A 21,082-nucleotide genomic window follows, 5' to 3' on the forward strand; every position below is an offset into this window, starting at 1 on the left:
GGCGGACACTGATCCTGCGGGGGATGTCCTCACCGCAGCCATACCGGACCGTGCGTGGCCCCTGTGCGCTCCCTGTGTTGCTGAACGGCCCCGGGGGGGCAGGGGCCGCCTGAGGCCGTATCAGGTGCGTGGCAGCGCGCTGTGACAGGTGAAGCTGTGTGCGGAGGCGGGATTGCCGTGGCCGCGGTATTTCGGCCAGGAGGGGTAGGCGCACAGAGGCCGGGTACGGGCGTTGCCGGCGGGGCTGGTGTCGGTGACGACAGGCCGTGAGGGCGCCTTGCTGTCTTCTGCCCAGCTTTCCAGTGCGCTCAGTGAGTCGTAGCTTGCCGCGAAGGATGCGCCCACGTTGACGTGGTTGGCGCCGGGAATGAGATAGAGCCGGGCGAAGCCGCGGGTGGCGTGTGGGCCCATGAGCTTTTGGACGCGCTGGAAGTATTCGATGGTGGAGCGGTGGCTGACGAGTTCGTCGGCGGTGCCGTGCAGGACAAGGAGCTTTCCACCTGCCTGGGCGAAGCGGCGCAGGTCGGGGTCGTTGACGTCCTGCAGGGCGGAGAGGCGGCTGATGCGTTGCTGCCAGGCGCCGGGGCGGCGGGGGTCCACGGCCAGTGAGTCGTGTGCCGGGTTGCGGGTGACGAAGTACCTCACCCACTGGTCCCAGAACTGGACGCCGTAGCCGCTGTCCTTCGGCATCGGGTGGCCGGGGGCGCGGACACCCATGCCGAGCAGTGGGGTGGTCATGTCGGCGCCGGAGAGGAAGGGGAAGCCCGGGTAGCCGGTTTCGCCGCTGGCCAGGCGGTATTTCCACCGCAGTGGAGAGGAGAGCGCTTCAGCGGCGTGGATCTGGTGGTCCGACAGGCAGGTGTCCGCGGCGTCCTTGCCACCCGGGCAGCGCAGGGTGCGGGGCTGGAAGCGGCAGCCTGATTCGTTGGAGATGACGCCGTCGCGCAGGCCGTCGTCACCGTCACAGGCGCTGATGACGCCGCGGTACAGCAGGTCCTGTTCGGCCGGGTTGAGGAAGGCCCCGGGGCGGGAGAGGATCTGGGCTTCGTAGCCGAAGAACAGGTTGAGGCCGGCGGCGTTCCAGGCGGGGTAGGTGGCGATGACGCCGTCGAAGTCGGCGGGCCATCGCTGGGCGACGGCGAGTGCTTCGCGTCCACCGCTGGAGCCGCCGGCGAAGTAGCTGTGGGCGGGGGCGGCGCCGTAGTGCGTGCGGATGATGAAACGCGCGGCGTCACGGGTCTTCTTCAGTGCGTCGCCGGCGAAGTTGTACACGGCTTCGTCGTTGACGCCGAAGGAGCCATCCAGAGAGGTGGCCGGTTTGAAGTCCGGCGCCGCCTGATGGCCGGAGTCGCTGGCGTAGATGGTGTAGCCGCGGCTGAGCGGGCGCGGCCGGTCGGTCGGGCCGAAGGGGACGTTGCCCGTGACATCGGGGATGGTGCCGTCGTAGCCTCCACCGCCGAACATCATCGTCTTTTCGTTCCACTGCTGAGGCAGGGCGACGCGCAGGGTGATGTCGGGAGCCTGAGGGTCCCGGGGGTGGATGACGGCGTCGACGCGGCAGTACGCGCCGGTCGCCGAGGTTCCGCTGCCGGTCGGCGCGATGGTGTTCGCTGCGCTCACCTCGCCGCCCGTGGTGGGCAGCCCGATCACTGAGGCGGGTATCTGCAGGCCGCGCAGGTCGCTGCAGTCGGCCGGTCTCTGGGCGGCGTGTGCCGGGAACAGGAGCGTGCCGCTGACCAGAGCGCTGACGAGTCCTGTCGCGGCGATGGTTTTCTTCATGGCGTCTCCGTCGCTTGTGCCTCGTGTCGCGAGGCGCACAGGTTACGAAGCGTGCCGCCGGGGACGGTACGGGCTGGGCGCACACGTGGGCTGTCTGCGAGGTGTGCTGGGCGCGGAGGCTGTGCTGCTGTGCTAGCTAGGGCTTGCTGACTTTCAGCAGCCGCAGGGCGACCTGAATCTCCAGGAGCCGTTCCGGGTCGCGCCAGGTGGCTCCGAGGAGCTGGCTCATCCGGCCCAGGCGTTGGGAGACGGTGTTCACGTGCAGGTGCAGCAGGTGTGCCGTGTTGCGGGCGTGCTGGCCCGTGCGGCAGTACGTGTCGAGTGTGTGTACCAGGTCGGAGTGGTGCGTGCGGTCGTAGTCGATGACCGGGCCGATGACAGATTCGATGAAGGAGGCAGTGGCCGGCTCACCGCTGAAGAGGGCTCCGACAAATCCGAGTCCGCGGGTGTCGGCGATCTCGCCGGTCCTGCCAAGGGCGACCAGGGCGTGCAGGCAGTTGTCCGCCTCGCGGAAGGCAGCGGCGATGCTGGTGATGTCCGAGGCTCGCGCGGTGCCGGCGGTGACGGGGTGGCGTGAGGCCCGCGAGAGTTCATCGACGGCGTGACACGCCACGGCCTGGGGGTCATCTCCTGGCAGCAGCAGGACGACCGTGTCGCGCTGGAAGGTCGCCAGGCCGTGGGAGCGCCGGGCGATGGCCGCGGCGGCGGCGTAGACCCGCTCGCGTGGTTCGTCATCGACCCGGGCCACCACGACGATGCGGCAGGTGGTGAGATCGACGCCAAGCAGGGCGGCCCGGTGCCGCAGGAGGTCGTAGTCCTTGTTGTGCGCGGCGAGCAGGTCGCCCAGCAGTTCGCCGCGTATGCGGGCTTCGGCCTCCGCCATGCGTCTGCGGGTGACGAGTACGAGGGAGGCCACCAGTGCGGCGCGCTCCAGGATGCGCCGGTCGGTGGCATTGATCGGTGCGGTGGCGCTCAGGATGATCGTGCCCAGGGGCTCGGACTCGGTGATCAGGGGAACGGCGCACCGCGTCGTGCGGATCACGGTGTGTCCGGCCTGCCAGGCGTTCGCGCTGAGCCGGCCGAGTTCGTCGGCCGGCACCGCGTCCTGACTGCAGGACCGGGCCACGATGTTGCCCTCCTCGTCGAGAACGACCACCGTGCCGGAGACCGCGGTCGCGGTCGCCTGTACGACTTCGTCGACGCCGTTGCCCTGGATGACCAGGCGGGTAAGGCGTTCATGGACCTCTGCAGTGCGTTCCAGGTCCGCCATGTGGGAACTGATCGTGTCGTTGGCGACCCGCAGCTCCGATACCGCCTCCTGAGCGGCACTCAGCAGGCGGCTGTTCTCGATCGCCACGGCCGCATGCGAGCCGAGCATCATCAGAACACCGATGTCACGGCTGCTGAATTCGTGCTGACTGCGGTGTGCGGCCAGCAGGACCCCGATCACCTCTTGATTGAGTTTGACCGGCACACCCAACAGGGACTCGATCCGCTCGGCGGCGACGGTTTTGTCGATCTCGGCAGTGTGGGCGAAGGATTCGTCGGTGAGGTAGGCGGCGACGGCGTAGGGTTCACCGGTCCGCGCGACGATCCCTCCGACGCCGCTCCCGACGGGCAGCCGCAGTTCACGCAGCAGGCCGGAGATGTTGCCGGCTGCCGCTTTGATGTAGCTGTCGCCGCGGCAGCGGTCGCTGAGGCTGATGTAGGCGAGGTCGCAGTCCAGCAGCCGCCGGGCCCGGTCGGCGATCGCCTGGAGGATGGAGTCCAGATCCCGCAGGGAGGCCAGGTCGTTCGCGGTGTCGTTGAGCAGCTGGAGCTCCGCCTCGTTACGGCGGTGGCGCAGAAGCCTTTCCCGCAGACGCAGCGCGATCGCTCGCTCCTCCTCCAGCATGGCGAGCCGGTCGGCCGTCTCCCCTGCGGCGCGGGCCAGTGCCGACACCTCGTCGAAGGCGTCGATGTCGGTGTCGTTGAGCAGCAATTTCAGGAACGACATGCCGTACGTGTGTGCCATCGGTCCTCCGTCGAGCCGTGCTCCTGGCGCCCGGCAAGTATGGCGCCGCGTCGCGGCCGAGGCACCGCAGCGGCAATTGATCGAGCCGCTTTTCCTCATTGCCGTGCTCGCCGGCCTCTCCGGAACCCCTGGGGCTGGCATGGGCCCTTACGGTTCGACGAGATTGCGGCGGATGCCGCTATCCAGGCGCTGTGCCACTTCTTCGCCCCGTCCGGCCGGCCAGGTCAGCAGCCCGCCTCCGGAGACGCGGCCTCGATGTCCGGCGTCAAGGAATGTGTCGAGCGCGGGGAACGTGACCGCAGCTGACAAGTGGGGCGCCAGGCTGTCGAGGATGTTCCTGGTCAAGTCCAGTCCGATGAAATCCGCGTTCTCCATGGGGCCCACGGCCGACCAGCGCAGACCCAGGCTCGTCCGCATGACCGTGTCGATCGTCACCGGGTCGCAGACGTCCTGCTCCAACAGATGCAGTGCCTCCCGTACCAGCGCGAACTGGAGCCGGTTGCCGATGAATCCCGGGACATCGCGGTGCAGGCGCACCGTCGTCTTGCCCATCCCGTTCAGCATGTCGCACGCCTCCTGCACGAACCGGTGGTCCGTCTCCGCGCCCGGGGCGACCTCGACCAGCGGAATGACATAGGGCGGATTCCACCAGTGCACTCCCACCAGCCGCTGCGGGTGCCGCATGTCTTCGGCCACCTCGGTGAGCGAGAGCACCGAGGTGTTGGACCACACCGGCATCACGGCCGGAATCTTCGCTTCCAGCGCCTCCAGGACCTGATGCTTGACGTCGAGACGCTCGGGGACGGCTTCGATCACCACATCCACGCGTAGCACCAGGTCCGACAGAGTTCTCGCTGCTGTGACACGTGCGGTGACCAGCCCGACATCGCCCGTCGGCATGTCGCAGCGTTCGAGGGCCCGCACGATGCGCTCGTCGAGTGATGCCAGGATCGCGCGGTCCGCGTCGTACACGATGACACGGTGCCCTGCCTGAGCCAGAGCAACAGCGATCCCGTGCCCCATGAGCCCGCCGCCGATGATTCCGAACCGGGTCATTTCTGTCCTCCAAGAGCTGGGCGGATGTATGCGGTGACGTGCGCCCTCGCGGCTCTGAGAGCTGGAGATGCATGGCGAGGCGCACAGCAGGCGGAGGCTGAAGCTGCAGAACGTGGTCCACACGGCTCGGTCGATGGCAGCCCCGCCGAGTCGCTATGACGGTATGCCGCCCCCGTCAGGCGCTACGAGAGGAGCGGCGCACATACGCGGAGCGCTAGACGTGTGCAGAGCGCATACTCGGCGCGCCCGCGCGACCCAGGCGCCGGCGGGCGCGCGCATCCCGGCCAGTGCGGCCGAGACGTAATGGCTGGAGCGGACACTGCGGGGGGGCGAAAGACGTGCGCTGTGGCCATCTGACTGCTGCGGCAGGAGGTTCTAGCGTGCTCTGTGTCACACCACCCCACAACCCCCTGTCGGCGTCCTGCTGAGTGCGAGCCGCAACATCAGCGCTCGGTGACTGCACGACGGGTAAGGAGCATCTCCATGCTGTTTGCATCCACGAGGCCCAGCGGGACCCCATCGACGCGCACAGGCAATCGGCGACCAGCCCGTGCGCGGCGGCTGCTCAGCGCCTCCATCGCGGCCCTGCTGGCCACAAGCCTGCTGGGCCTGGCTTCCCAGGCATCCAGCGCAGCGCCCCAGTCGGCCCCCGCCGCTGCCGGACACGACCCCGTGATCATGATCCCGGGCATGACCGGCACACCGTCCAGCATGAACACCATGAAGTCCGACCTCCAGGCCAACGGCTGGCCCGCGGGCAGGCTGTTCACCTGGACCGACAGCAGCTCGATGACGCAGGACCTGGCCAAGGCCGCCCAGCAGCTCTCGGCCAAGGTCGACCAGGTCCGCAGCCAGACCGGAGCCGACAAGGTCGTCCTCGCCACGTGGTCCGCCTCCACCCTGGCCGCCCGGTACTACATCAAGAACCTGGACGGCGCCGACAAGGTCTCCCAGTACATCGGCTTCGCCGGACCCCAGCACGGCACCACCAACAACGGCTGCCAGTGGTACGTGTCCTGCCAGCAGTTCGCCTCCCCGAACACCCCCTTCCTCAAGGCACTGAACAGCCCCTCCGAGGTCCCCTTCAACGACAGGATCGGCTACCTCACGATCAGGTCGACCGCGGACTACAACGCCATACCCGTCGACACCGCGATGCTGGCTGGCGCGGACGAGAACTACCTCATGAGCGGGCCGATGGCACCCAACCACTTGATGATCGTCTCCAACGCCACGGCGCTGGCGAAGATGCGTTCCTTCATCACCGCACACGAAAACGCCTGACCCCACCGGTTGGGACGAGAACGTCCACCGGCCGTGCCGGGCGCCGCACTCGGCGGCGCCCGGCACGGCCGGCCCCGCCGCGACTTCACGCGACCCTGGCTTACGCGCCCTCCCCGGTGGACCAGTGCAGCGAACGTTTCTGCAGCCGGTCCGCGGCGCACCGCACACGAAGGGCCTCTTCTCTTCCATGAACAAGACGATGGCTTCGGCCACGCGAGCAGTGGCCGACATCCCTGCCGGAGCGACTCTGGCCGTCGGCGGGTTCGGCCTCAGCGGCGTACCCGACACACTCATCCGGGCGCTCCATGAGCAGGGCGCCGATGACCTCGAAGTGGTCTCCAACAACTGCGGCGTGGACGGGCGCGGCCTGGGGATCCTGTTGGGCTCAGGCCGCATATCCCGCGTCACCGGCTCCTACGTCGGTGAGAACAAGGAGTTCGCCCGCCAGTATCTGAGCGGGGAACTGGAGGTGGAACTGGTGCCCCAGGGAACGCTCGCCGAGCGACTGCGGTCCGGCGGCGCGGGTATTCCGGCCTTCTACACCCCGGCGGGAGTGGGCACACAGGTCGCCGCCGGCGGACTGCCCTGGCGCTACGCGCCCGACGGAACAACCGCCATCGCCTCTCCGCCCAAGGAAACCCGGGTCTTCGCCGGGCGCACGCACGTCCTGGAGCACGCCATCACCACCGACTACGCCCTCGTCCGGGCCTGGCGCGGCGACCACCACGGCAACCTCGTCTTCCGCCGGGCCGCCGCCAACTTCAACCCGCTCGCGGCCATGGCCGGCCAGATCACGATCGCCGAGGTCGAGGAACTGGTCGAACCCGGCGAACTGGTCGCCGACCACATCCACGTGCCGGGCATTTTCGTCCAACGCGTCGTACACCTCACCCCTGCTCAGGCGGCCGACAAGCCGATCGAGAAAAGGACGGTGCATTCCCGATGACCTGGACCCGCGAGCAGATGGCCGCCCGAGCCGCCGCCGGACTCACCGACGGCTCCTACGTCAACCTCGGCATCGGCCTGCCCACCCTGATCCCCGGTCACCTTCCGCCCGGGGTGCACGTCGTCCTGCACTCGGAGAACGGCATCCTGGGCACCGGCCCCTACCCGCACGAAGACGAGGTCGACCCCGACCTGATCAACGCCGGCAAGGAGACCGTCACCGTCCTGCCCGGGGCCGCCTTCTTCGACTCGGCCCTGTCCTTCGGCATGATCCGCGGCGGCCACATCGACACCGCCGTCCTGGGCGCCATGCAGGTCTCCGCGCATGGCGACCTCGCCAACTGGATGATCCCCGGAAAGACGGTCAAAGGCATGGGCGGTGCCATGGACCTGGTGCACGGGGCGCGCCACGTCATCGTGCTCATGGACCACACCGCCAAGGGCGGCAGCCCGAAAATCCTCGAAACGTGCGCGCTGCCCCTCACCGGCAGACGGTGCGTCCACCGCATCATCACCGACCTCGGCGTCCTCGACGTGACGGAAAACGGCCTGGCCCTAGTAGAAACCGCCCCAGGTACCACCATCGAAGACATCATCAACAGCACAGCCGCACCCGTACTCCTCGACCACGTCTCCGCTGCCTGCTGAAGACAGGCAGGCGCGGTTGACCGGCCGATCACGCGCGGGCCTCCTGGCGCCGTGGGAGGCTTCCTCCCGTCAGCCTTCGCCGTGAAGACGTTGCCGAGTGGTCCGGTGCAGGTGGAGGCACCCGCCCTGGTCGGCGCTGCTCCGGGCGCGTGGACGTACGGACTCGGAGGCCCCCGCGCCGGCCCTCGGGCAGCCCTCATCGTCGGCGGACACTCTGCGGACGATGGAACAGGGACTCGCTGTGGTGGGCCGGCTGCGGTGGCGTTCCTCGAGCAGGCTACGGACAACTGTGCGGCCACTCGTCGAGGTAGACGCAGTAGTCACGGCGCTGGGCGGTGGACGACGAGCTGACCTCGGGCACGGTTGATCTTCACAATGCCGTCAGTTCACGGTGAGTGAGAGCGTGTCCGACCACCAAGGCAACGGTGAATTCATCTCGCAGCTCTGGGACGTTGGTGAGCATTCCCTGGAGTAGGTGTTTTTCAACTTGCCCCACTGACGCCTCCCGAGTCGATGACCGTGAGGGTGCCTTGCACGGTTCTCCTCCTGGCGGGGACTCGGGAAGCGTGATGACGCGTGTGGTGTCAGCTGGTGGGGCGAGGTGGGTCGTGGTGACGCCAGACGGCCGGGTCGGGCACCACCGGACGGACACGGACAGGTGATGGGTTGTCACCCGCCCGGCCCGGGCCCGCGGCTCTGCCGGCGGTGTCGGCGTTCGGCGGGAGGCCGGGCGGCGGAACCGTCGTGCGCAGGTGGTGACTACGCCTGCTGATGTGCAGCCCCGAGGTAGTGGCCCAGGTTTCGCTCGACCTCGTCGAGACCGGTCTCGGCGATGAGCGCGCCGAACTGTGGCATGCGGGCCTGGAATCCCGGCCACGCGACCGCTTGTGCGAATTGCGCCCAGGATGCTCGCAGGTCCGCCTCCGGTGGCAGGGTGGCCCGGTTGATCTGGGCCTTGGCGCCCATGACGGCCGGCTTGTCGAACGATGCGATACGGGCTGCCACGCCGTTCACGAAGTCGTCGAGTTCGGCGTCGGCGACGGCTCGGGTCACCCACCCGTAGTGCTCGGCCCGTTCTGCGTCGTAATCCTGGCTGGTCAGGATCGCTTCGAGTGCGCGATCCCGTCCGAGCAGCCTGGGGAGACGGTCACCGGCGCCGCCACCCGGGACCAGACCGGTCGCGACCTCGGGCTGGCTGAAGATCGCTTCCTCAAGACTGGCATAGCGCAGGTCGAAGGCCAGGGTGATCTCGTCCCCTCCACCCCTCGTCCGCCCGCGGATGGAGGCAATACTGACGAACGGGGCGTTCGTCAGGCGCGTGACGAGGTCGATCCACGTCGGAGTCGAATCGGCACCGGTCAGCGCCAGGAGTTCGCTCACCTGTCCGAGATCGGCGTGGTTGAAGAAGTATCCGGGCGTACTGCTGCTGAAGATGACGACCTGAACCTGCTCGTCCTGGCTCAGCTCGTCGACGACATCGAGCAGTTGCGTGACGGTTTCCACGCCGACGAGGTTCACGGGCGGATTCGAGAAGGTGACCTTGCGGATCTTGGGGGTCACGGTCTCGATGCCGAACATGCTGTGCTGCGTCATGATGTGCTCCCGTGCTGAGATGGGGGTGCGGGCGGGCGAAGATCTGCTTCCATGGCCGTCACCGGGCGGCGGCGGGTCAGCGCTTGGGGCCGAACATGTAGGCGTTGGCGACGTCGATGAGGGCCGCGCCCTTGTAGGTGGGGTAACGCCCGGTGATGGCCCTCTTGTAGGCGTCGCCGTCGTCGCCGAGCAGTGCGCGGCCGGCGTTGATGTAGCCGGTGAGTTCGGCCCAGACGGCCGGGCCGGTCGGTTCGCCGTGGCCGGGCAGGATCGTGTCGTAGTCACTCTGGGCGGCATAGTGGTCGACGTTGGCCTGCCAGCCGTCGAAGTCCTTGTCGAGGAACCACAGGTGGGTGTGGTGGTAGGCGACGTCCTGGGCGACCAGGACGCCTTGCTCGGGCAGCTTGATCACGAGGGTGGTGTGGATCTCGCCGCCGGTGACCTTCTCGAATACGAAGGGGATGCCGTCGATGACTTCGGTGCCCGGGGTGATCTCCACGGTCGGGGTCATGTCGGCGACCGGGATCGGGGTGCCGGTCGGCAGGTCGGTCTTGTCACCGATGGCGACGATCTCCGCGGTGGTCTCCGGCAGGGCGTGCACGGTGACGCCGAAGCGGGCCGCGCCCTGGTAGTGGTCCGGGTGCGCGTGGCTGACGATCAGGCGGTCGAGCGGCTTGCCGAGCCCTTTGGCGTAGGCGGCGGCCTCGTCGGCGTACGCCAGGGCGAACTGGGCGTCGACGGCGATGATCCGCGACGGCGTCTCGATCAGCTGGGTGGTGACGTCCAGGCCGTCCTCGGGGGCGGTGTAGCTGTGGATGCGGACCCGGCCCTTGTCGATGACGGTGATGGTGCCGCGCATGGTGTAACTCCTGACGGATAGCGGACGGTGAGCGGGAGGCTCCCCCTCGTCCGATTAGTGCTGTTTGCGTGATGATGGGCCGGGCTGGGCACTACCTGTGTGGAGCCCGGGGACGTTCGAACTCGCCGGGACGCGCCCGGCCGTTGGCCGCGTCGCGGCGGCGGGTGCCGGGCGGCGGGTTCAGGGCAGCGGGTTCAGGGCAGCGGGTTCAGGGCAGCTGCGGGTAGAGCCCGGCGACGCCTGCGGCCAGCCCGGACTGGACCTGGCGGCTGGTGTCGTCCGCGAGGATCTCGTAGGCGCCGTCGGCGAGGCCGTCGGCGGCGAGGCGGGCGACCTCGGTGGGGGCGAGCTTGGGTGCGGTGGCCGCGCGGGCCATGTCGGTGTCCATGTAGCCGACGTGCAGGCCGGCCACGCGGATGCCCTCGTCGGCGAGCTGGACGCGCAGGGTGTTGGTGAGCGACCACTGCGCGGCCTTGGCGGCGCAGTAGGCGCCGGAGTCCGGGAAGCTGTACCAGGACATGGCGGACAGGATGTTCAGGATCGCACCGCCGCCGTTCGCCGCGATCTGCGGTGCGAAGGCCCGGACCACGGAGAGGGTGCCGTGGAAGTGGGTGTCCATCTCCCGGCCGATGTTGTCCAGGTCGCCGGTGAGCAGGTTGGTGCCGGTGGAGATGCCGGCGTTGTTGATCAGGACCGTCACGTCGCCGGTGGCCTGGGCGGCGGCTGCTACGGAGGCGGGGTCGGTGATGTCGAGCGCGATCGGCTTGGCGTCCGGCAGGTCGATCTGTTCGGGGTTGCGGGCGGCTGCGTAGACGCTGGCGCCGCGGCTGAGCAACTCGGCGGCGAGAGCCCGGCCCAGGCCCCGATTGGCTCCGGTGACGAGGACGGTGCTGGTGGAGAGGTCCATGGAAGCACTCCTGACGCATGGGACAAGGTGGTGAATGGGGGCAGGCATGCCGACCGAAGCGGCGACGGCCGATGTTCGAAGCCCCTGGCTGGGCAGCCACAGGTCAGATGGCCGGGTCGGTTGTCCGGGCGGGGTGGCGCCCGTTCGCCTTGGGCTGCTGGTCGCCGAGGGGGAAGATCTGGCAGGTGGTGGCGTGGGTGAGCAGGCGGTCGGTGAGGGGGGCGGCGGCACAGGCAGTGCGCCGGCCGACGTTGAGGGCGGTGCCTTCGCAGCGGATGCGGCCGGTGTCGACAGTGGCCGGACGCAGGAAGCCGATGGTGGTGCCCTGCGTGGTGTAGCCGATACCCGCGGGAGTCGACTGTGGATGGAGCACGGTGTCCGCGACAGTCGCCACCACGCCGCCATGGACGGTGCCGAGCGGTTTGCAGTGCCACTCCGCAAGCGTCATCTCGAACACGACGCGGTCCGGTTCGACCTGGACGGGGTCGCTCGCCAGCGTCTCCACGGCCGGGGGACGGGCAGCTTCGCCTTGCCGATCCCCTGCAACACCTCCAGGCCGCTCAACTGCTGGAGGGCCTGGGCCGTCGGACGGGGACCGTGCCAGGCGCAGGCGCGGTGCCGGGCATGGATTCTGACCTCATGAGACGGCAGGGGTGGTCAAAGGGCGAGGTTCACCGGCGTCCGGCACGGTGCGTCCCGTGCTTGTGTCGACGGCAAGGAAGTTGGTCACCTGGGTGGCGAAGTCCTTGGCGTGCTGGAAGAGGAAGGCATGGCCGGCGTCGCTGTAGGCGACGAGGGTGGCGCTGGTGAGGTGCTGGACAGCGGTGCAGGAGGCGAGTGCGGGGATCATCGCGTCCTGGATGCCGGTGGCGTAGAGGACGGGCTGCCTGATGGCTTCCAGGCCGGCTCGTACCTGTTCGAAGGGAACCGACGCGTTCTTTCCGATCGCGGCGATCTGGCCCTGCCCCGCCGCCTCGGACACACCGGGCCCACCGGCGGCCAGCCGTGTGGAAACCCTGGCAAGGTGCGCGTACCCGGCGGCGCGGCCGGTGTCCGTCTCGGGGAAGAACAGGTACACCATGTCGTCCCCGGTGACCTCGGGTTCGGCCATGATGGCCCGCACCTTCTCGCTCGGAGCGGGCGCGCCCGGCACCTGTCCTCCCGGACTGGCGGCCGCCACGACCAGCTTGCGGACCAGGTCGGGCCGCTGCGAGGTCACGTGCTGGGCCACGGTGCCGCCCAGCGTCCAGCCGAGCAGGTCGACCTGCGGCAGGCCGAGGGCCTCGATGAACTCGATGGCGCCGTCGGCGAATCCCTCGACGGAGTCACGCGGAGTGCCGGTGGTGTAACCGGTGCCGACGTTGTCGAACACGATCACATCGCGGTCGGCGGCCAAGTGGTCCAGGAACTCCGGGTCCCACCAGTCGATGGTCCCCCTGACCCGGTTCAGCAGCACCAGCGGGGTGCCGCTCCGTACGCCGATGCGCCGGTAGGTGAACGTCGCGGAGGGACCTTCCACGGTGAGGTTCCCGGCCGCGTCTGCCAGATACGTGCTCATGACGAATGTCGCCCTCTCACTGCTGTGCCCGATCGGGGGATAGGCGCGCGGGTGTCAGGCGGGCAGCCCGTTGAGCTTGCGCAGTTGCTGGTCGAACAGGCCGGAGGGGACCATGCGGCGCATGGTGTGGACACGGCCGGTCCGAGCGCCGGCGGCGTAGCGCAGCTTCGGCTTGGGATCGGTCGCCGCCGCGACGATCTCCTTGGCGACGACAGCGGGGGCGTCACCGTCCTTGACCGCCTTGGCCATGTACTCCTCGAAGACACGTCGCTGCTTGGCATAGACCTCCAGCGGCAGGTCGGGCCGCGCGCTGTTCGCGTCGAACGCGGTACTGGTCCAGGCGGGTTCGACGAGCAGCACCCGCACGCCGTACTCGCGCACTTCGTGGTCGACGGACTCCGAGTAGCCCTCCACGGCGTGCTTGGAGGCGGCGTACACCGCCATGTAGGGCTGTGGCATGAACCCGACGATGGACGAGATGTTGATGACGCGCCCGCTGCCCTGGGCACGCATGTGCGGCAGGACGGCGTTCGTCATGCGGATGACGCCGAAGACGTTGATGTCGAAGACATCCTGCGCCTGGGCCACGGAGCTCTCCTCGGCGGCGCCCGCCGAGCCGATCCCGGCGTTGTTGACCAGGACGTCGATCCGCCCGAACCGGTCAGTCACCCGCCCGACCACGGTGGCCGCCGACTGGTCACTGGCGACGTCGAGGTCGAGGAAGGTCACACCCCCGAACGGAGTGACGCGCGCGGTGTCGCGGCTCGTTCCGATCACCTCGAATCCCGCTTCGACCAGGGCGAGGGAGGCTGCTTTCCCGATGCCGGAGGACGCGCCCGTCACAAGGGCTACCGGCCGTGTTGTCGTCATCATGGGCTCCTGACTCATGAGATTGCGTGGGTCGTGCCGGGGCGGGGGACCAGGCGCCGGACCCGAGGTGACGGCCTTGCTCCTGCCCGTTCTCGTCGACCGACGAGCCCCGATCTGTTTCACAAACGTATCAGATTCTCAAAGAAAGGCAACATGAGTGCATCAATTAATAAGCTACCCGTAGCGTTGTCGTATCCTCTACGGAGAGTCAAGGCGGGAACGACGGAACCGGAGACAGGCATGGGGCGAGCACTGCGTGCAGACGCCGAGCGCAGTGTGCGCGCGATCCTGGAGGCGGCCGAGCGGGTCCTCACCGACGATGCCGGCGCCTCCATGGAACAGATCGCCGCAGCGGCGGGACTGACCCGGATCACCGTGCACCGCCGGTTCGCCAACCGGCAGGCACTCCTGGAGGCGCTCGCCGTCTCCGCCAAGCAGCAACTCATCGACGCCATCGACGAGGCCCGGCCCCACTCCGGTCCCGCGCTCGTCGCGCTGCACCGGGCGACCGCGAACGTTCTGCGGGTCAAGACCTCCTGGCGGTTCACCCTCAGCCACGCCACACCCCACAGCGATGCCGCGGCCGCTCTCTGGGCCGACATCAACACCCGCACCCTCGACATCCTGGCCCGGGCGCAGCACGAGGGACTCCTCGCCCCGACAGCAGACCTGGAGTGGACGCGGCAGGTGTACTACGCCCTCCTCAGCGAAGCCCTCAACAGGCCCGGTGCGGAACAGGATCCCGCCGCACAGGACCCGGACGCCCTGGCCACACTCGTCATCGACACACTGCTGCACGGCGCAGGACCCCAGGACTGAGCCACACCTCGGAGAAGCCCCCGTCCTCGAACAGACTGTCGATGCTTGCGGAGCCCTATGGCTCGACAGTGAACAACACACCCGCGGCCGCTGGCGTGACCTGGTCATCGCGCGCCGGACGTACCCGCACGCCAGGCGTTGAACTACGGAAGGCGGGGCCGTTTCCATGGGAAACAGCGCCGCCTTCGCCCGGGTCTTGGGTCAGGTGGGGTTCAGCGCAGTGACGCCGGTGCCCGCGTACAGTTCCGGTTCCAGCGACAGGAGCGTGAGGGGCTCTCCCGCCTTCACCGCGTGCCAGGCGATCGCGGCCGCGTGAGCCACCGGCCAGTCCACGTTCCTCCAACTCATCGCGTCCACCGCGTGCGCTGTAGTGAACGCGACGTTCTCCGCGAACCGCAGGGAGGCCGCGTGCTTGCCCGCGCCCGTGACCTGCCGCTCAGCGGCCAGAATGGACAGTGCCGGGATGACGACACGGCCGGTGCCGCGCGAGGCTTCGATGTAGAGGCCGGTGAAGAAGGGGTCCGCGCGGTACAGGGCGGCCAGGGCGGTGTGGTCCAGGACAGCCGTCAGGTTCACGCGGCGGCGCTGCCCTGATGGGCGCGGATCTTCGCCCAGGCGTCCTGGCCGACCTGTCGGACCTGCTCGGTGTACTCGATGCCGAGTTCACGGGCAGCCTCGGCAGCACGCTGCTCGCGCTCGGCTTCCGTGAGTTCGCGGGTGGCGAGCTCTTCCAGCAGCTCGGTGATGGTGGTGCCGCGCTCGTCGGCGAGGATACGCAGCCGGTTGCGCACTTCCTCGCTGGTCTTGATACTCGTCGGCTTGCTCATGCCCTCGATTCTACCGCCGGTAGAACCAGGGGGAAGCGCTGTCGTCGGAAGCGCTTCCCCGGTCTGGGCGTGCGTATTCAGTCACGGCCCTGTTGTGTGGCTGGAACCAGTGCACTGTGGAAGCGGGCGGTGTTCACAGGCGCCGAGCTGCCGCAGGGGCGCGGTCGACCGGGACGCGTACGTGGTGTGCGGGCTGGAGCAGTTGCACCGTGCCCTGAACCGGCGCGACGTGTTCGCCGCCCCGTCGAACCGGTGGGCGGACCCACGCGCGAGACTGCTGGAGGTGAGGCCCGCCTGAGAGGATGGCGCGGACCATCACACGAATCAGGGGTGGAGCATGCTCGTGTTCATACTGTCGGTCGTCGTTCTGCTCGTCATCGGCGGCTGCGGCTGCGGCTGCGTCTTCTGGGCGGCCCGGGGCGATGCCCCTCGCTGGGCACGTGGTGTGGCCAAGGTGACGCTGCTCGGCAGCGATCTGGCCCGCAGCGCGAGCCGGGATTCCCGCTCACAGCAGGGCGGCGGGGACGACTGAGACCTGTCGACGGATGATCGACAGGGTGCTGTCCCAGCGGTGGATGCGCATGCGCACCGGACACGGCGCCAAAGGCACCCGCGCATCCACCGCTGGGCCTGGGCCGACGTCCGCGCCGACGACGCCCCGGACGGAGATGAGGAGGACGGGGCCGGTGTCAGTGTGCTGGTCGCCCGTCATCACCACTACACCGGCGAGCTCTCCTTCCTACCGCTGCTGGGCCCCCGGTGACATCACCCTGGCCCAGCTCGTCGAGGGGATCTGCCACCGGTGGCGGACCGAGGAGACATTCCAGCTTGGAAAGTCCTTCACCGGCCTCGACGAAGGGCAGGTGACCTGCTGGAACTCCTGGATGCGGTGGTCGCTGTTCTCCCTGATCGCGTCCGCTGCCCTGGCTTTGACCGCCGCAGCCACGGCCCCCGCCGGCCCCTTCGGCCCGGCCCGTCCCATCCCGTTGACCTGCCCCGAACTCGTCCGGCTCCTGAGGACGTGCGTCCTCACCCCGCCCGTCCGGGACCCGGGCCACGCCCTGCACCGGATGGCCTGGCACCGCCGAACAAGCAGTGGTCGGGTCGCCCGGGGGGTCTCTCCCCCGGGCTCCCGCAGAGTGAAGCAGGCCGCCGACGAGGTGCCCATGGTGTGGGTCCTTTTCCGACGGCCCCTTCCCGAACCGGACGGGCCGGTTGCCCGGCATCCGGCTCTCCAGTGATCACTTCCGTGGTGGTGCGGCGCCTCGTCCGGCGTGGATGTCCCCGTGGCAGCGGCGGCAGATCACCAGGGTCTTGCGCCGTCGCATTGCCATCAGGTGCATCCACTGAGCGGAATCCCGCCGAAGCGGGCGACCAGCGGCTTCCTTCCCCGGTCGTGTGGAACGGTGACGGTCAGACAGGTTCGCGGTCCCTCGGATGTCTCGACGGTGCTCATGTACTTCCGAACCATCTTCGTGACCGTCGACCGGTGCTTCCCGGCCAGCGTCTTCAGCGAGGAGGTCTCCATGACCCACCGGAGCCTGCCCAGGCGGAACACGTCCTGGGCCAGAAGGCAGTACAGGACCGACCCCCGGTACTGGGCCTGGTACTTCGCGACGATCGTGGAGTCCTCGTCATGAAGCAGTGCACGCGGTGCGCGGACTGTCCCTTGCTCAGGCAGAGCGCGCATTTCTGCCTGAGCACCGGCTTGGGCACGAACAGGCCGATCGCTGCGTTGACCGCCCGACGGTTCCGGGTGATCTCCGTGTCGGGGTGCTGGACTCTGATCTCGTAGCCGAGGATGCGCCGCCCTGCTGGTGGCGTGGGTGATCACGGTCTTGGGCTCGGAGAGTCCCAACTTGAGCTCGCCGTGCGACCACCGGGCCGGCCCGCTGCGGCAGGGCAGCTTCTCGGATGAGATCGGCCGCGAACTCTTCTCCGTCACCGCCGGACTGTCCCGGCTCGCCGGCTGGACGGCCTTCGACGTCGGTGAGATGGATGCGGGGCTTCGCATCCGAGGCCGTGGACATGGCTCAGGGTGCCTTCGAACGGGCCGAGGGGCAGGCTGTGCCGTGCGTGCTGGCGTTCACCCGGCTCGTCGAGGCCCGCGCTCACGCCCGCGAGAACGGCCCCAGAGCCGCCTCACAGTCCCTGAAGGCGTCCGAGGACCTGCTACAGCTCTCGCGGATTCCGCACCTGCCTGCGCAAACGCGGGATCGCACACACCGTCCCCGAGAAGGACGGCCAGCGAAAACACCGCCGCGACCGTGGCCGGCGAGGCGGCCGGCCGCCGGGCTTCGACCGCGACACCCACCGCCGCCGCAACACCGTCGAACGCCGCTTCAACCGACTCGAGGCATTCCGCGGCATCGCGACCAGGCAGGAGAAGACCGCCACTTCCTACGAAGCGGCAGTCAGTCCGGCGTCGTTCCTGCTCTGGGCAGGATCGGTTCGAAGGCCGGCCCTGGGGCAGATCACCATCGGTGGGCCTGTCCTCGTCGCTCACAGCGAGGCCGAGCAGCAGCTGAGCGGTACGCGACACCTCACCGTGCGAGCCCACCAGTCCGAGGTCGTTCTGGCTTCGCCGTCCGAGGGCTCTTGAGCCGACCGGCGGGCGGTGAGCAGCTCAACGCACCAGGCCCGACTCCCACGCCCACGCCGCGATCTCCACCCGGTTGCGGGCGTCGAGCTTGCTCTGGATGTTGCTGAGGTGCGCCTTGACCGTACCGGCGCTGATGTGGAGCCCGGCGGCGATCTCCGCGTTGGTGTGTCCCCGGGCCACCAGGCCGACGACGTCCTCCTCCCGCCGGGACAGCGCCCCGCCAGGTGGCCGGGCCCGCTGCCGGGCCGGTTCCGTGAACCGCTGGAGCAGCCGCACTGTGACGGACGGGCTGATCAGCGCCTCGCCCAGGGCCGCCGACCGTACGGCCTCCGCCAACAGCCGGGGCCCGGCGTCCTTCAGCAGAAAGCCGCAGGCGCCGCCCCGCAGCGCGCGGTGCACGTACTCGTCATCGTCGAAGGTCGTCACCATTACCACCCTCGGCACATGAACCACCCCGGGGCGGGTGAGCAGCCGCAGCGCCTCCAGGCCGTCGAGTCGGGGCATTCGGATGTCCATCAGCACGACGTCCGGACGGTGCCGGGCCACCTGCTCGACCGCTTCCAGGCCGTCCTGGGCCTGCGCGACGACCTCGATGCCGTCCTCGGCCGCGAGGATCATGGCCATGCCCGTACGGACGATGGCCTGGTCGTCCGCGATCAGCACCCGGATCGTCGTCATCCCGTCCCGCCTCTCTCGGCGCGGAGCCCTGTGGCACGGCCGTCACCCGCACCGCCGTGGAACGCGGCCGAAGCGCCGGGGAACGAGGCCGCCACCGTCCAGCCACCCCCGTCGCCGCCCCCGCCTCCGTCACCGCCCCCAGGACCGGCCCGGAAGGTTCCGCCGGCCAGGGCGACCCGCTCGCGCAGCCCTCGCAGTCCGTAGCCGTAGCCATTCCCGCTCCTGCCGCTCCCGCTGCCCGGGGCGCGTCGGCCGTCTCCGTCGTCGCGGATCTCGACGTCGACCGCTCCCCCGGGCGCGGCGGTCAGCAGCACCTCGACCGTGCCGCAGCCGTGGGAGTGCCTGGCCACATTGGTCAGGGCCTCCATCACCACCCGGTGGATGCTGCTCGCCACCTCCGCCGGTATGCCGTCGAGCGGCCCCCGCTCGACGAGCCGGATACGCACCTCCGGGTACGCGAAGCCGTCGACCAGGGACCGGACCCCGTCGAGCCCGCTGTCCACCGGCAACGGAACCCCCGCGCCGGCTCCCGCCCCGCCTCCGGCTTCCTCTCTCAGGGCGCCCACCATCCGCCGCATGGACTCCAGCGCCTCGGCGCCGGTCCGCTCTATGAGTTCCAGGGCGGGCTCCACCAGCTCGGGGTTCTTCGCCGCGACGGCCCGGGCGCCCTGGGCCTGGACGACGATGCCCGTCACATGGTGGGCGACGAAGTCGTGCAGGTCGCGGGCGAAGTCCACCCGCTGGTCGAGCCGGATCCGCTCGTCCCGCTGCTCCCGGGCGGCCACCACCAGCCGGGCGGTGAGCCCTGCGGCGAGCGCGGCGCCGGCGAGCAGGGCGAGGAAGAGCGCGACGGTCGTACTGCCCTCCTGCACCCGGATCGCCAGCGGCCGCAGCACCACGGCGGCGGTGAGCAGGGGCACCCCGAGCGCAGCCCCCACGGGTGTACCCCGGCGCGCGGAGAGCAGCAGGACGACGAGCAGGGCCACGGGCTCAAAAGCCCCGTATGCGGACGAGGCCGCCGGGCCGAGGTCACCCGCCCCGTCCGAACGGAGGCGGAGCGCCGACGAGCACCCCAGCGAGACGGCCCCCGCCCCGCAGGCCGCCCGGGCGACGCCGGCCGCCGACAGCCGCGGAAGCAGCACCAGAGCGGCCGCGGCCACGGCGGCCGAGATCAGCAGCGGGGTGCCGGTGACCGGCTGCCGGAACGTGCCCATCCGCAGGTCCAGCAGCACCGCCGCCACCACGGCGCAGGCCGCAATGACGCCCCCCGCCTTGGCGAGGGCCGCCGCACGACTGGAGGAGAGGGACGAGCACCGCATGCCCCGAAGATATCCGCAGACCGGGCGGGTCGGCCTCGGCCGAAAGTCATAGCCGCACGAGGGCGGACCGGCCTTTCAGCAGATACGGCAGGCGGGTAGCCGACGGCAGAGTCGTCATCGTCAACCCGTCGTCGCCCGACGGCCCCCGACGCTCAGCCTGCGAGGACCCACCCATGAACGTGTCATTCCAGATCGGCGCCCCCCTCGTGCTCGGGCCGCTGCTCGCCGCGTACACCGCCGTCCTCGCCATCCGTGCGCGGCGCGGGACGGCAGGGCACACCGGGCGGCACGCGGCGCTCCGCTTCACCGTCGTGCTGTACGCGGTGGCGGTGCTGTCCATCACGGTCTTCCCGCTCAACATCGCCTGGGGCGAAGGCGCGAACCTGATGCCCTGGTACAACCAGCTGAACTGGCTCCCCCTGCTCACCATGGACGTCAGTGCCCTGCCCAACGTCATCATGCTGATCCCGCTGGGCCTGCTGCTCCCCCTCATATCGTCGCGGGCCGCCTCGGCGGGGCGCGTCACCGGGCTGACCGCACTGGCCAGCGCGGCGATCGAGAGTGCGCAGATACTCTCGTACATCCTGTTCAACAACGGCCGGTCGGTCGACATCAACGACGTGATCGCCAATACGCTCGGCGGCCTGATCGGCTGGGCTCTGTTGCGGGCCGCGCTCCGCACGGAGGCGCTGGGCGGTGCGCTGCGCGGCGCCGCCCTGCCCGGTTCGGCCGTCGCCCTCAGCGCGGCGGATCCGTCGCGCCGCTCCCCTGCCCCGGTCACGGGCTGACGTACGGGAAGGCCGGGGTGACGTGCAGGGAGGACGGGAATGCGGGCACGTTCTCCGGTCCGGGCCCGGGGGCCGTCGTCGGTCGTGTCGGCCCCCGGGCACCGGCAGAGTGCCACGTGCCCGCCGGCCTCGTCGAAGGCCGGATCGGCCGGCAGTCGCACACCGGCCGACGTCCGCACCTCGCCTGCGGCCGGGCCGGCGAGGCGGACCCGGTAGCCGGCGCGGCCCGGGGCCTCCCGTCGGCCAGCGCGAAGACCTCGGCCCGGCCGGTGACGTCGAGGAGACCGGCATCGGGGAAGACCGCGATGGCGACACGGTGCGAAAGGGGCGTGCCCCCCTCCTCGCCGCCACCGCCCATGACCGCGATGACGGCCGGCTGTCACATCCGGACATGCGGCCGAGCCCTCCGGTGTCGCCGTTCCCGCAGCCGACGGGAGCAGCCTTGCCCTCCGCCAGGGCGAACCGGTCGCGCCGATCCGGGAGAACCGCTCGGGCGGGACCGGGCTGCCGGCTCCGCTCACCTCGAAGGCGCATTG

At 69.6% G+C, this 21,082-nt stretch carries 20 protein-coding genes and 3 pseudogenes; 8 read left to right on the forward strand and 15 right to left on the reverse strand.

All coding sequences use genetic code 11. The features are described from left to right. Positions 1 to 120: 120 nt before the first annotated feature. The 3 genes from ACWDZ4_RS12740 to ACWDZ4_RS12750 all read right to left on the reverse strand — a co-directional run bounded on the left by ACWDZ4_RS12740 (position 121) and on the right by ACWDZ4_RS12750 (position 4,849). Positions 121 to 1,779 (reverse strand): tannase/feruloyl esterase family alpha/beta hydrolase, encoded by a 1,659-nt coding sequence (locus ACWDZ4_RS12740; RefSeq protein ID WP_451508406.1) that lies wholly within the window; start codon positions 1,777 to 1,779, stop codon positions 121 to 123. Between the two features lie 136 nt (positions 1,780 to 1,915). Beyond that, a complete protein-coding gene (locus tag ACWDZ4_RS12745) occupies positions 1,916 to 3,793 on the reverse strand; it encodes a helix-turn-helix domain-containing protein (RefSeq protein WP_451508407.1) in 1,878 nt (625 codons plus the stop codon). Positions 3,794 to 3,940: 147 nt separating this feature from the next. Further along, a complete protein-coding gene (locus ACWDZ4_RS12750) occupies positions 3,941 to 4,849 on the reverse strand; it encodes a 3-hydroxyacyl-CoA dehydrogenase family protein (protein ID WP_451508408.1) in 909 nt (302 codons plus the stop codon). 690 nt (positions 4,850 to 5,539) lie between these two features. Between ACWDZ4_RS12750 and ACWDZ4_RS12755 the strand changes: the two genes are divergently transcribed. The 3 genes from ACWDZ4_RS12755 (at position 5,540) to ACWDZ4_RS12765 (ending at position 7,726) form a co-directional block, all read left to right on the forward strand. Then, positions 5,540 to 6,133, forward strand: a complete 594-nt coding sequence (locus tag ACWDZ4_RS12755) for an esterase/lipase family protein (RefSeq protein WP_451508409.1) — start codon at positions 5,540 to 5,542, stop codon at positions 6,131 to 6,133. 187 nt (positions 6,134 to 6,320) lie between these two features. Next, a complete protein-coding gene (locus ACWDZ4_RS12760) occupies positions 6,321 to 7,079 on the forward strand; it encodes a CoA transferase subunit A (RefSeq protein ID WP_451508410.1) in 759 nt (252 codons plus the stop codon). Next, the gene (locus ACWDZ4_RS12765) at positions 7,076 to 7,726 is read left to right on the forward strand and encodes a CoA transferase subunit B (protein ID WP_451508411.1); all 651 of its coding nucleotides are present in this window, start codon (positions 7,076 to 7,078) and stop codon (positions 7,724 to 7,726) included. Before ACWDZ4_RS12760 ends, ACWDZ4_RS12765 begins: the two co-directional genes overlap by 4 nt. Before the next feature lie 759 nt (positions 7,727 to 8,485). Here the strand turns inward: ACWDZ4_RS12765 and ACWDZ4_RS12770 are convergent. From ACWDZ4_RS12770 to ACWDZ4_RS12795, 6 genes are all read right to left on the reverse strand, one after another. Next, entirely contained in the window at positions 8,486 to 9,319 is an 834-nt protein-coding gene (locus ACWDZ4_RS12770) for an enoyl-CoA hydratase/isomerase family protein (protein ID WP_451508412.1), read from the reverse strand. A 76-nt stretch (positions 9,320 to 9,395) separates the two neighbouring features. Continuing rightward, on the reverse strand, positions 9,396 to 10,178 hold the full coding sequence (locus ACWDZ4_RS12775) for an MBL fold metallo-hydrolase (protein WP_451508413.1): 783 nt from the start codon (positions 10,176 to 10,178) through the stop codon (positions 9,396 to 9,398). Positions 10,179 to 10,386: 208 nt separating this feature from the next. Further along, the gene (locus ACWDZ4_RS12780; protein WP_451508414.1) at positions 10,387 to 11,085 is read right to left on the reverse strand and encodes an SDR family oxidoreductase; all 699 of its coding nucleotides are present in this window, start codon (positions 11,083 to 11,085) and stop codon (positions 10,387 to 10,389) included. 103 nt (positions 11,086 to 11,188) lie between these two features. Further along, positions 11,189 to 11,590 (reverse strand): PaaI family thioesterase, encoded by a 402-nt coding sequence (locus ACWDZ4_RS12785; RefSeq protein ID WP_451508415.1) that lies wholly within the window; start codon positions 11,588 to 11,590, stop codon positions 11,189 to 11,191. 132 nt (positions 11,591 to 11,722) lie between these two features. Beyond that, positions 11,723 to 12,643: an alpha/beta fold hydrolase gene (locus tag ACWDZ4_RS12790; protein ID WP_451508416.1), complete on the reverse strand. Its 921-nt coding sequence runs from the start codon at positions 12,641 to 12,643 to the stop codon at positions 11,723 to 11,725. A gap of 54 nt (positions 12,644 to 12,697) precedes the next feature. Next, complete coding sequence (locus ACWDZ4_RS12795) at positions 12,698 to 13,513, reverse strand: oxidoreductase (protein ID WP_451508505.1); 816 nt, start codon at positions 13,511 to 13,513, stop codon at positions 12,698 to 12,700. A 240-nt stretch (positions 13,514 to 13,753) separates the two neighbouring features. On the opposite strand from ACWDZ4_RS12795, the gene ACWDZ4_RS12800 reads away from it, so the two are divergent. After that, entirely contained in the window at positions 13,754 to 14,332 is a 579-nt protein-coding gene (locus tag ACWDZ4_RS12800) for a TetR/AcrR family transcriptional regulator (protein WP_451508417.1), read from the forward strand. Between the two features lie 201 nt (positions 14,333 to 14,533). On the opposite strand, the gene ACWDZ4_RS12805 is transcribed toward ACWDZ4_RS12800, so the two are convergent. Then, entirely contained in the window at positions 14,534 to 14,908 is a 375-nt protein-coding gene (locus tag ACWDZ4_RS12805; RefSeq protein WP_451508418.1) for a PIN domain-containing protein, read from the reverse strand. Next, a complete protein-coding gene (locus tag ACWDZ4_RS12810) occupies positions 14,905 to 15,159 on the reverse strand; it encodes a hypothetical protein (RefSeq protein ID WP_451508419.1) in 255 nt (84 codons plus the stop codon). Before ACWDZ4_RS12810 ends, ACWDZ4_RS12805 begins: the two co-directional genes overlap by 4 nt. 337 nt (positions 15,160 to 15,496) lie before the next feature. On the opposite strand from ACWDZ4_RS12810, the gene ACWDZ4_RS12815 reads away from it, so the two are divergent. Together ACWDZ4_RS12815 and ACWDZ4_RS12820 are read left to right on the forward strand one after the other, a co-directional pair. Beyond that, positions 15,497 to 15,691: a hypothetical protein gene (locus ACWDZ4_RS12815; protein ID WP_451508420.1), complete on the forward strand. Its 195-nt coding sequence runs from the start codon at positions 15,497 to 15,499 to the stop codon at positions 15,689 to 15,691. 7 nt (positions 15,692 to 15,698) lie between these two features. Beyond that, a pseudogene (locus tag ACWDZ4_RS12820) lies at positions 15,699 to 16,247 on the forward strand (IS701 family transposase); the annotation flags it as partial. A gap of 245 nt (positions 16,248 to 16,492) precedes the next feature. On the opposite strand, the gene ACWDZ4_RS12825 reads toward ACWDZ4_RS12820, so the two are convergent. Further along, a complete protein-coding gene (locus ACWDZ4_RS12825; protein WP_451508421.1) occupies positions 16,493 to 16,849 on the reverse strand; it encodes a group II intron reverse transcriptase/maturase in 357 nt (118 codons plus the stop codon). A gap of 190 nt (positions 16,850 to 17,039) precedes the next feature. Here ACWDZ4_RS12825 and ACWDZ4_RS12830 point away from each other — a divergent pair. Continuing rightward, positions 17,040 to 17,334: pseudogene (locus ACWDZ4_RS12830) on the forward strand (sporulation protein); the annotation flags it as partial. A 451-nt stretch (positions 17,335 to 17,785) separates the two neighbouring features. On the opposite strand, the gene ACWDZ4_RS12835 reads toward ACWDZ4_RS12830, so the two are convergent. Beyond that, entirely contained in the window at positions 17,786 to 18,439 is a 654-nt protein-coding gene (locus ACWDZ4_RS12835) for a response regulator transcription factor (protein WP_451508422.1), read from the reverse strand. Then, positions 18,436 to 19,758 carry a sensor histidine kinase gene (locus ACWDZ4_RS12840; protein ID WP_451508423.1) on the reverse strand — a complete coding sequence of 441 codons (1,323 nt, stop codon included), beginning with the start codon at positions 19,756 to 19,758 and terminating at the stop codon, positions 18,436 to 18,438. The genes ACWDZ4_RS12835 and ACWDZ4_RS12840 overlap by 4 nt, the downstream gene beginning before the upstream one ends. Before the next feature lie 173 nt (positions 19,759 to 19,931). Between ACWDZ4_RS12840 and ACWDZ4_RS12845 the strand changes: the two genes are divergently transcribed. Continuing rightward, complete coding sequence (locus tag ACWDZ4_RS12845) at positions 19,932 to 20,546, forward strand: VanZ family protein (RefSeq protein WP_451508424.1); 615 nt, start codon at positions 19,932 to 19,934, stop codon at positions 20,544 to 20,546. A 59-nt stretch (positions 20,547 to 20,605) separates the two neighbouring features. Here the strand turns inward: ACWDZ4_RS12845 and ACWDZ4_RS12850 are convergent. Continuing rightward, positions 20,606 to 20,904, reverse strand: a pseudogene (locus tag ACWDZ4_RS12850) (AraC family transcriptional regulator); the annotation flags it as partial. Between the last annotated feature and the right edge of the window lie 178 nt (positions 20,905 to 21,082).

Source organism: Streptomyces sp. NPDC003016 (assembly GCF_053591455.1).

Coding starts and splice junctions, on each gene's coding strand:
- ACWDZ4_RS12740 (WP_451508406.1), bottom strand. CDS start 1,779: ATGAAGAAAACCATCGCCGCGACAGGACTCGTCAGCGCTCTGGTCAGC.
- ACWDZ4_RS12745 (WP_451508407.1), bottom strand. CDS start 3,793: ATGGCACACACGTACGGCATGTCGTTCCTGAAATTGCTGCTCAACGAC.
- ACWDZ4_RS12750 (WP_451508408.1), bottom strand. CDS start 4,849: ATGACCCGGTTCGGAATCATCGGCGGCGGGCTCATGGGGCACGGGATC.
- ACWDZ4_RS12755 (WP_451508409.1), top strand. CDS start 5,540: ATGACCGGCACACCGTCCAGCATGAACACCATGAAGTCCGACCTCCAG.
- ACWDZ4_RS12760 (WP_451508410.1), top strand. CDS start 6,321: ATGAACAAGACGATGGCTTCGGCCACGCGAGCAGTGGCCGACATCCCT.
- ACWDZ4_RS12765 (WP_451508411.1), top strand. CDS start 7,076: ATGACCTGGACCCGCGAGCAGATGGCCGCCCGAGCCGCCGCCGGACTC.
- ACWDZ4_RS12770 (WP_451508412.1), bottom strand. CDS start 9,319: ATGACGCAGCACAGCATGTTCGGCATCGAGACCGTGACCCCCAAGATC.
- ACWDZ4_RS12775 (WP_451508413.1), bottom strand. CDS start 10,178: ATGCGCGGCACCATCACCGTCATCGACAAGGGCCGGGTCCGCATCCAC.
- ACWDZ4_RS12780 (WP_451508414.1), bottom strand. CDS start 11,085: ATGGACCTCTCCACCAGCACCGTCCTCGTCACCGGAGCCAATCGGGGC.
- ACWDZ4_RS12790 (WP_451508416.1), bottom strand. CDS start 12,643: ATGAGCACGTATCTGGCAGACGCGGCCGGGAACCTCACCGTGGAAGGT.
- ACWDZ4_RS12795 (WP_451508505.1), bottom strand. CDS start 13,513: ATGACGACAACACGGCCGGTAGCCCTTGTGACGGGCGCGTCCTCCGGC.
- ACWDZ4_RS12800 (WP_451508417.1), top strand. CDS start 13,754: ATGGGGCGAGCACTGCGTGCAGACGCCGAGCGCAGTGTGCGCGCGATC.
- ACWDZ4_RS12810 (WP_451508419.1), bottom strand. CDS start 15,159: ATGAGCAAGCCGACGAGTATCAAGACCAGCGAGGAAGTGCGCAACCGG.
- ACWDZ4_RS12815 (WP_451508420.1), top strand. CDS start 15,497: ATGCTCGTGTTCATACTGTCGGTCGTCGTTCTGCTCGTCATCGGCGGC.
- ACWDZ4_RS12825 (WP_451508421.1), bottom strand. CDS start 16,849: ATGCGCGCTCTGCCTGAGCAAGGGACAGTCCGCGCACCGCGTGCACTG.
- ACWDZ4_RS12835 (WP_451508422.1), bottom strand. CDS start 18,439: ATGACGACGATCCGGGTGCTGATCGCGGACGACCAGGCCATCGTCCGT.
- ACWDZ4_RS12840 (WP_451508423.1), bottom strand. CDS start 19,758: ATGCGGTGCTCGTCCCTCTCCTCCAGTCGTGCGGCGGCCCTCGCCAAG.
- ACWDZ4_RS12845 (WP_451508424.1), top strand. CDS start 19,932: ATGAACGTGTCATTCCAGATCGGCGCCCCCCTCGTGCTCGGGCCGCTG.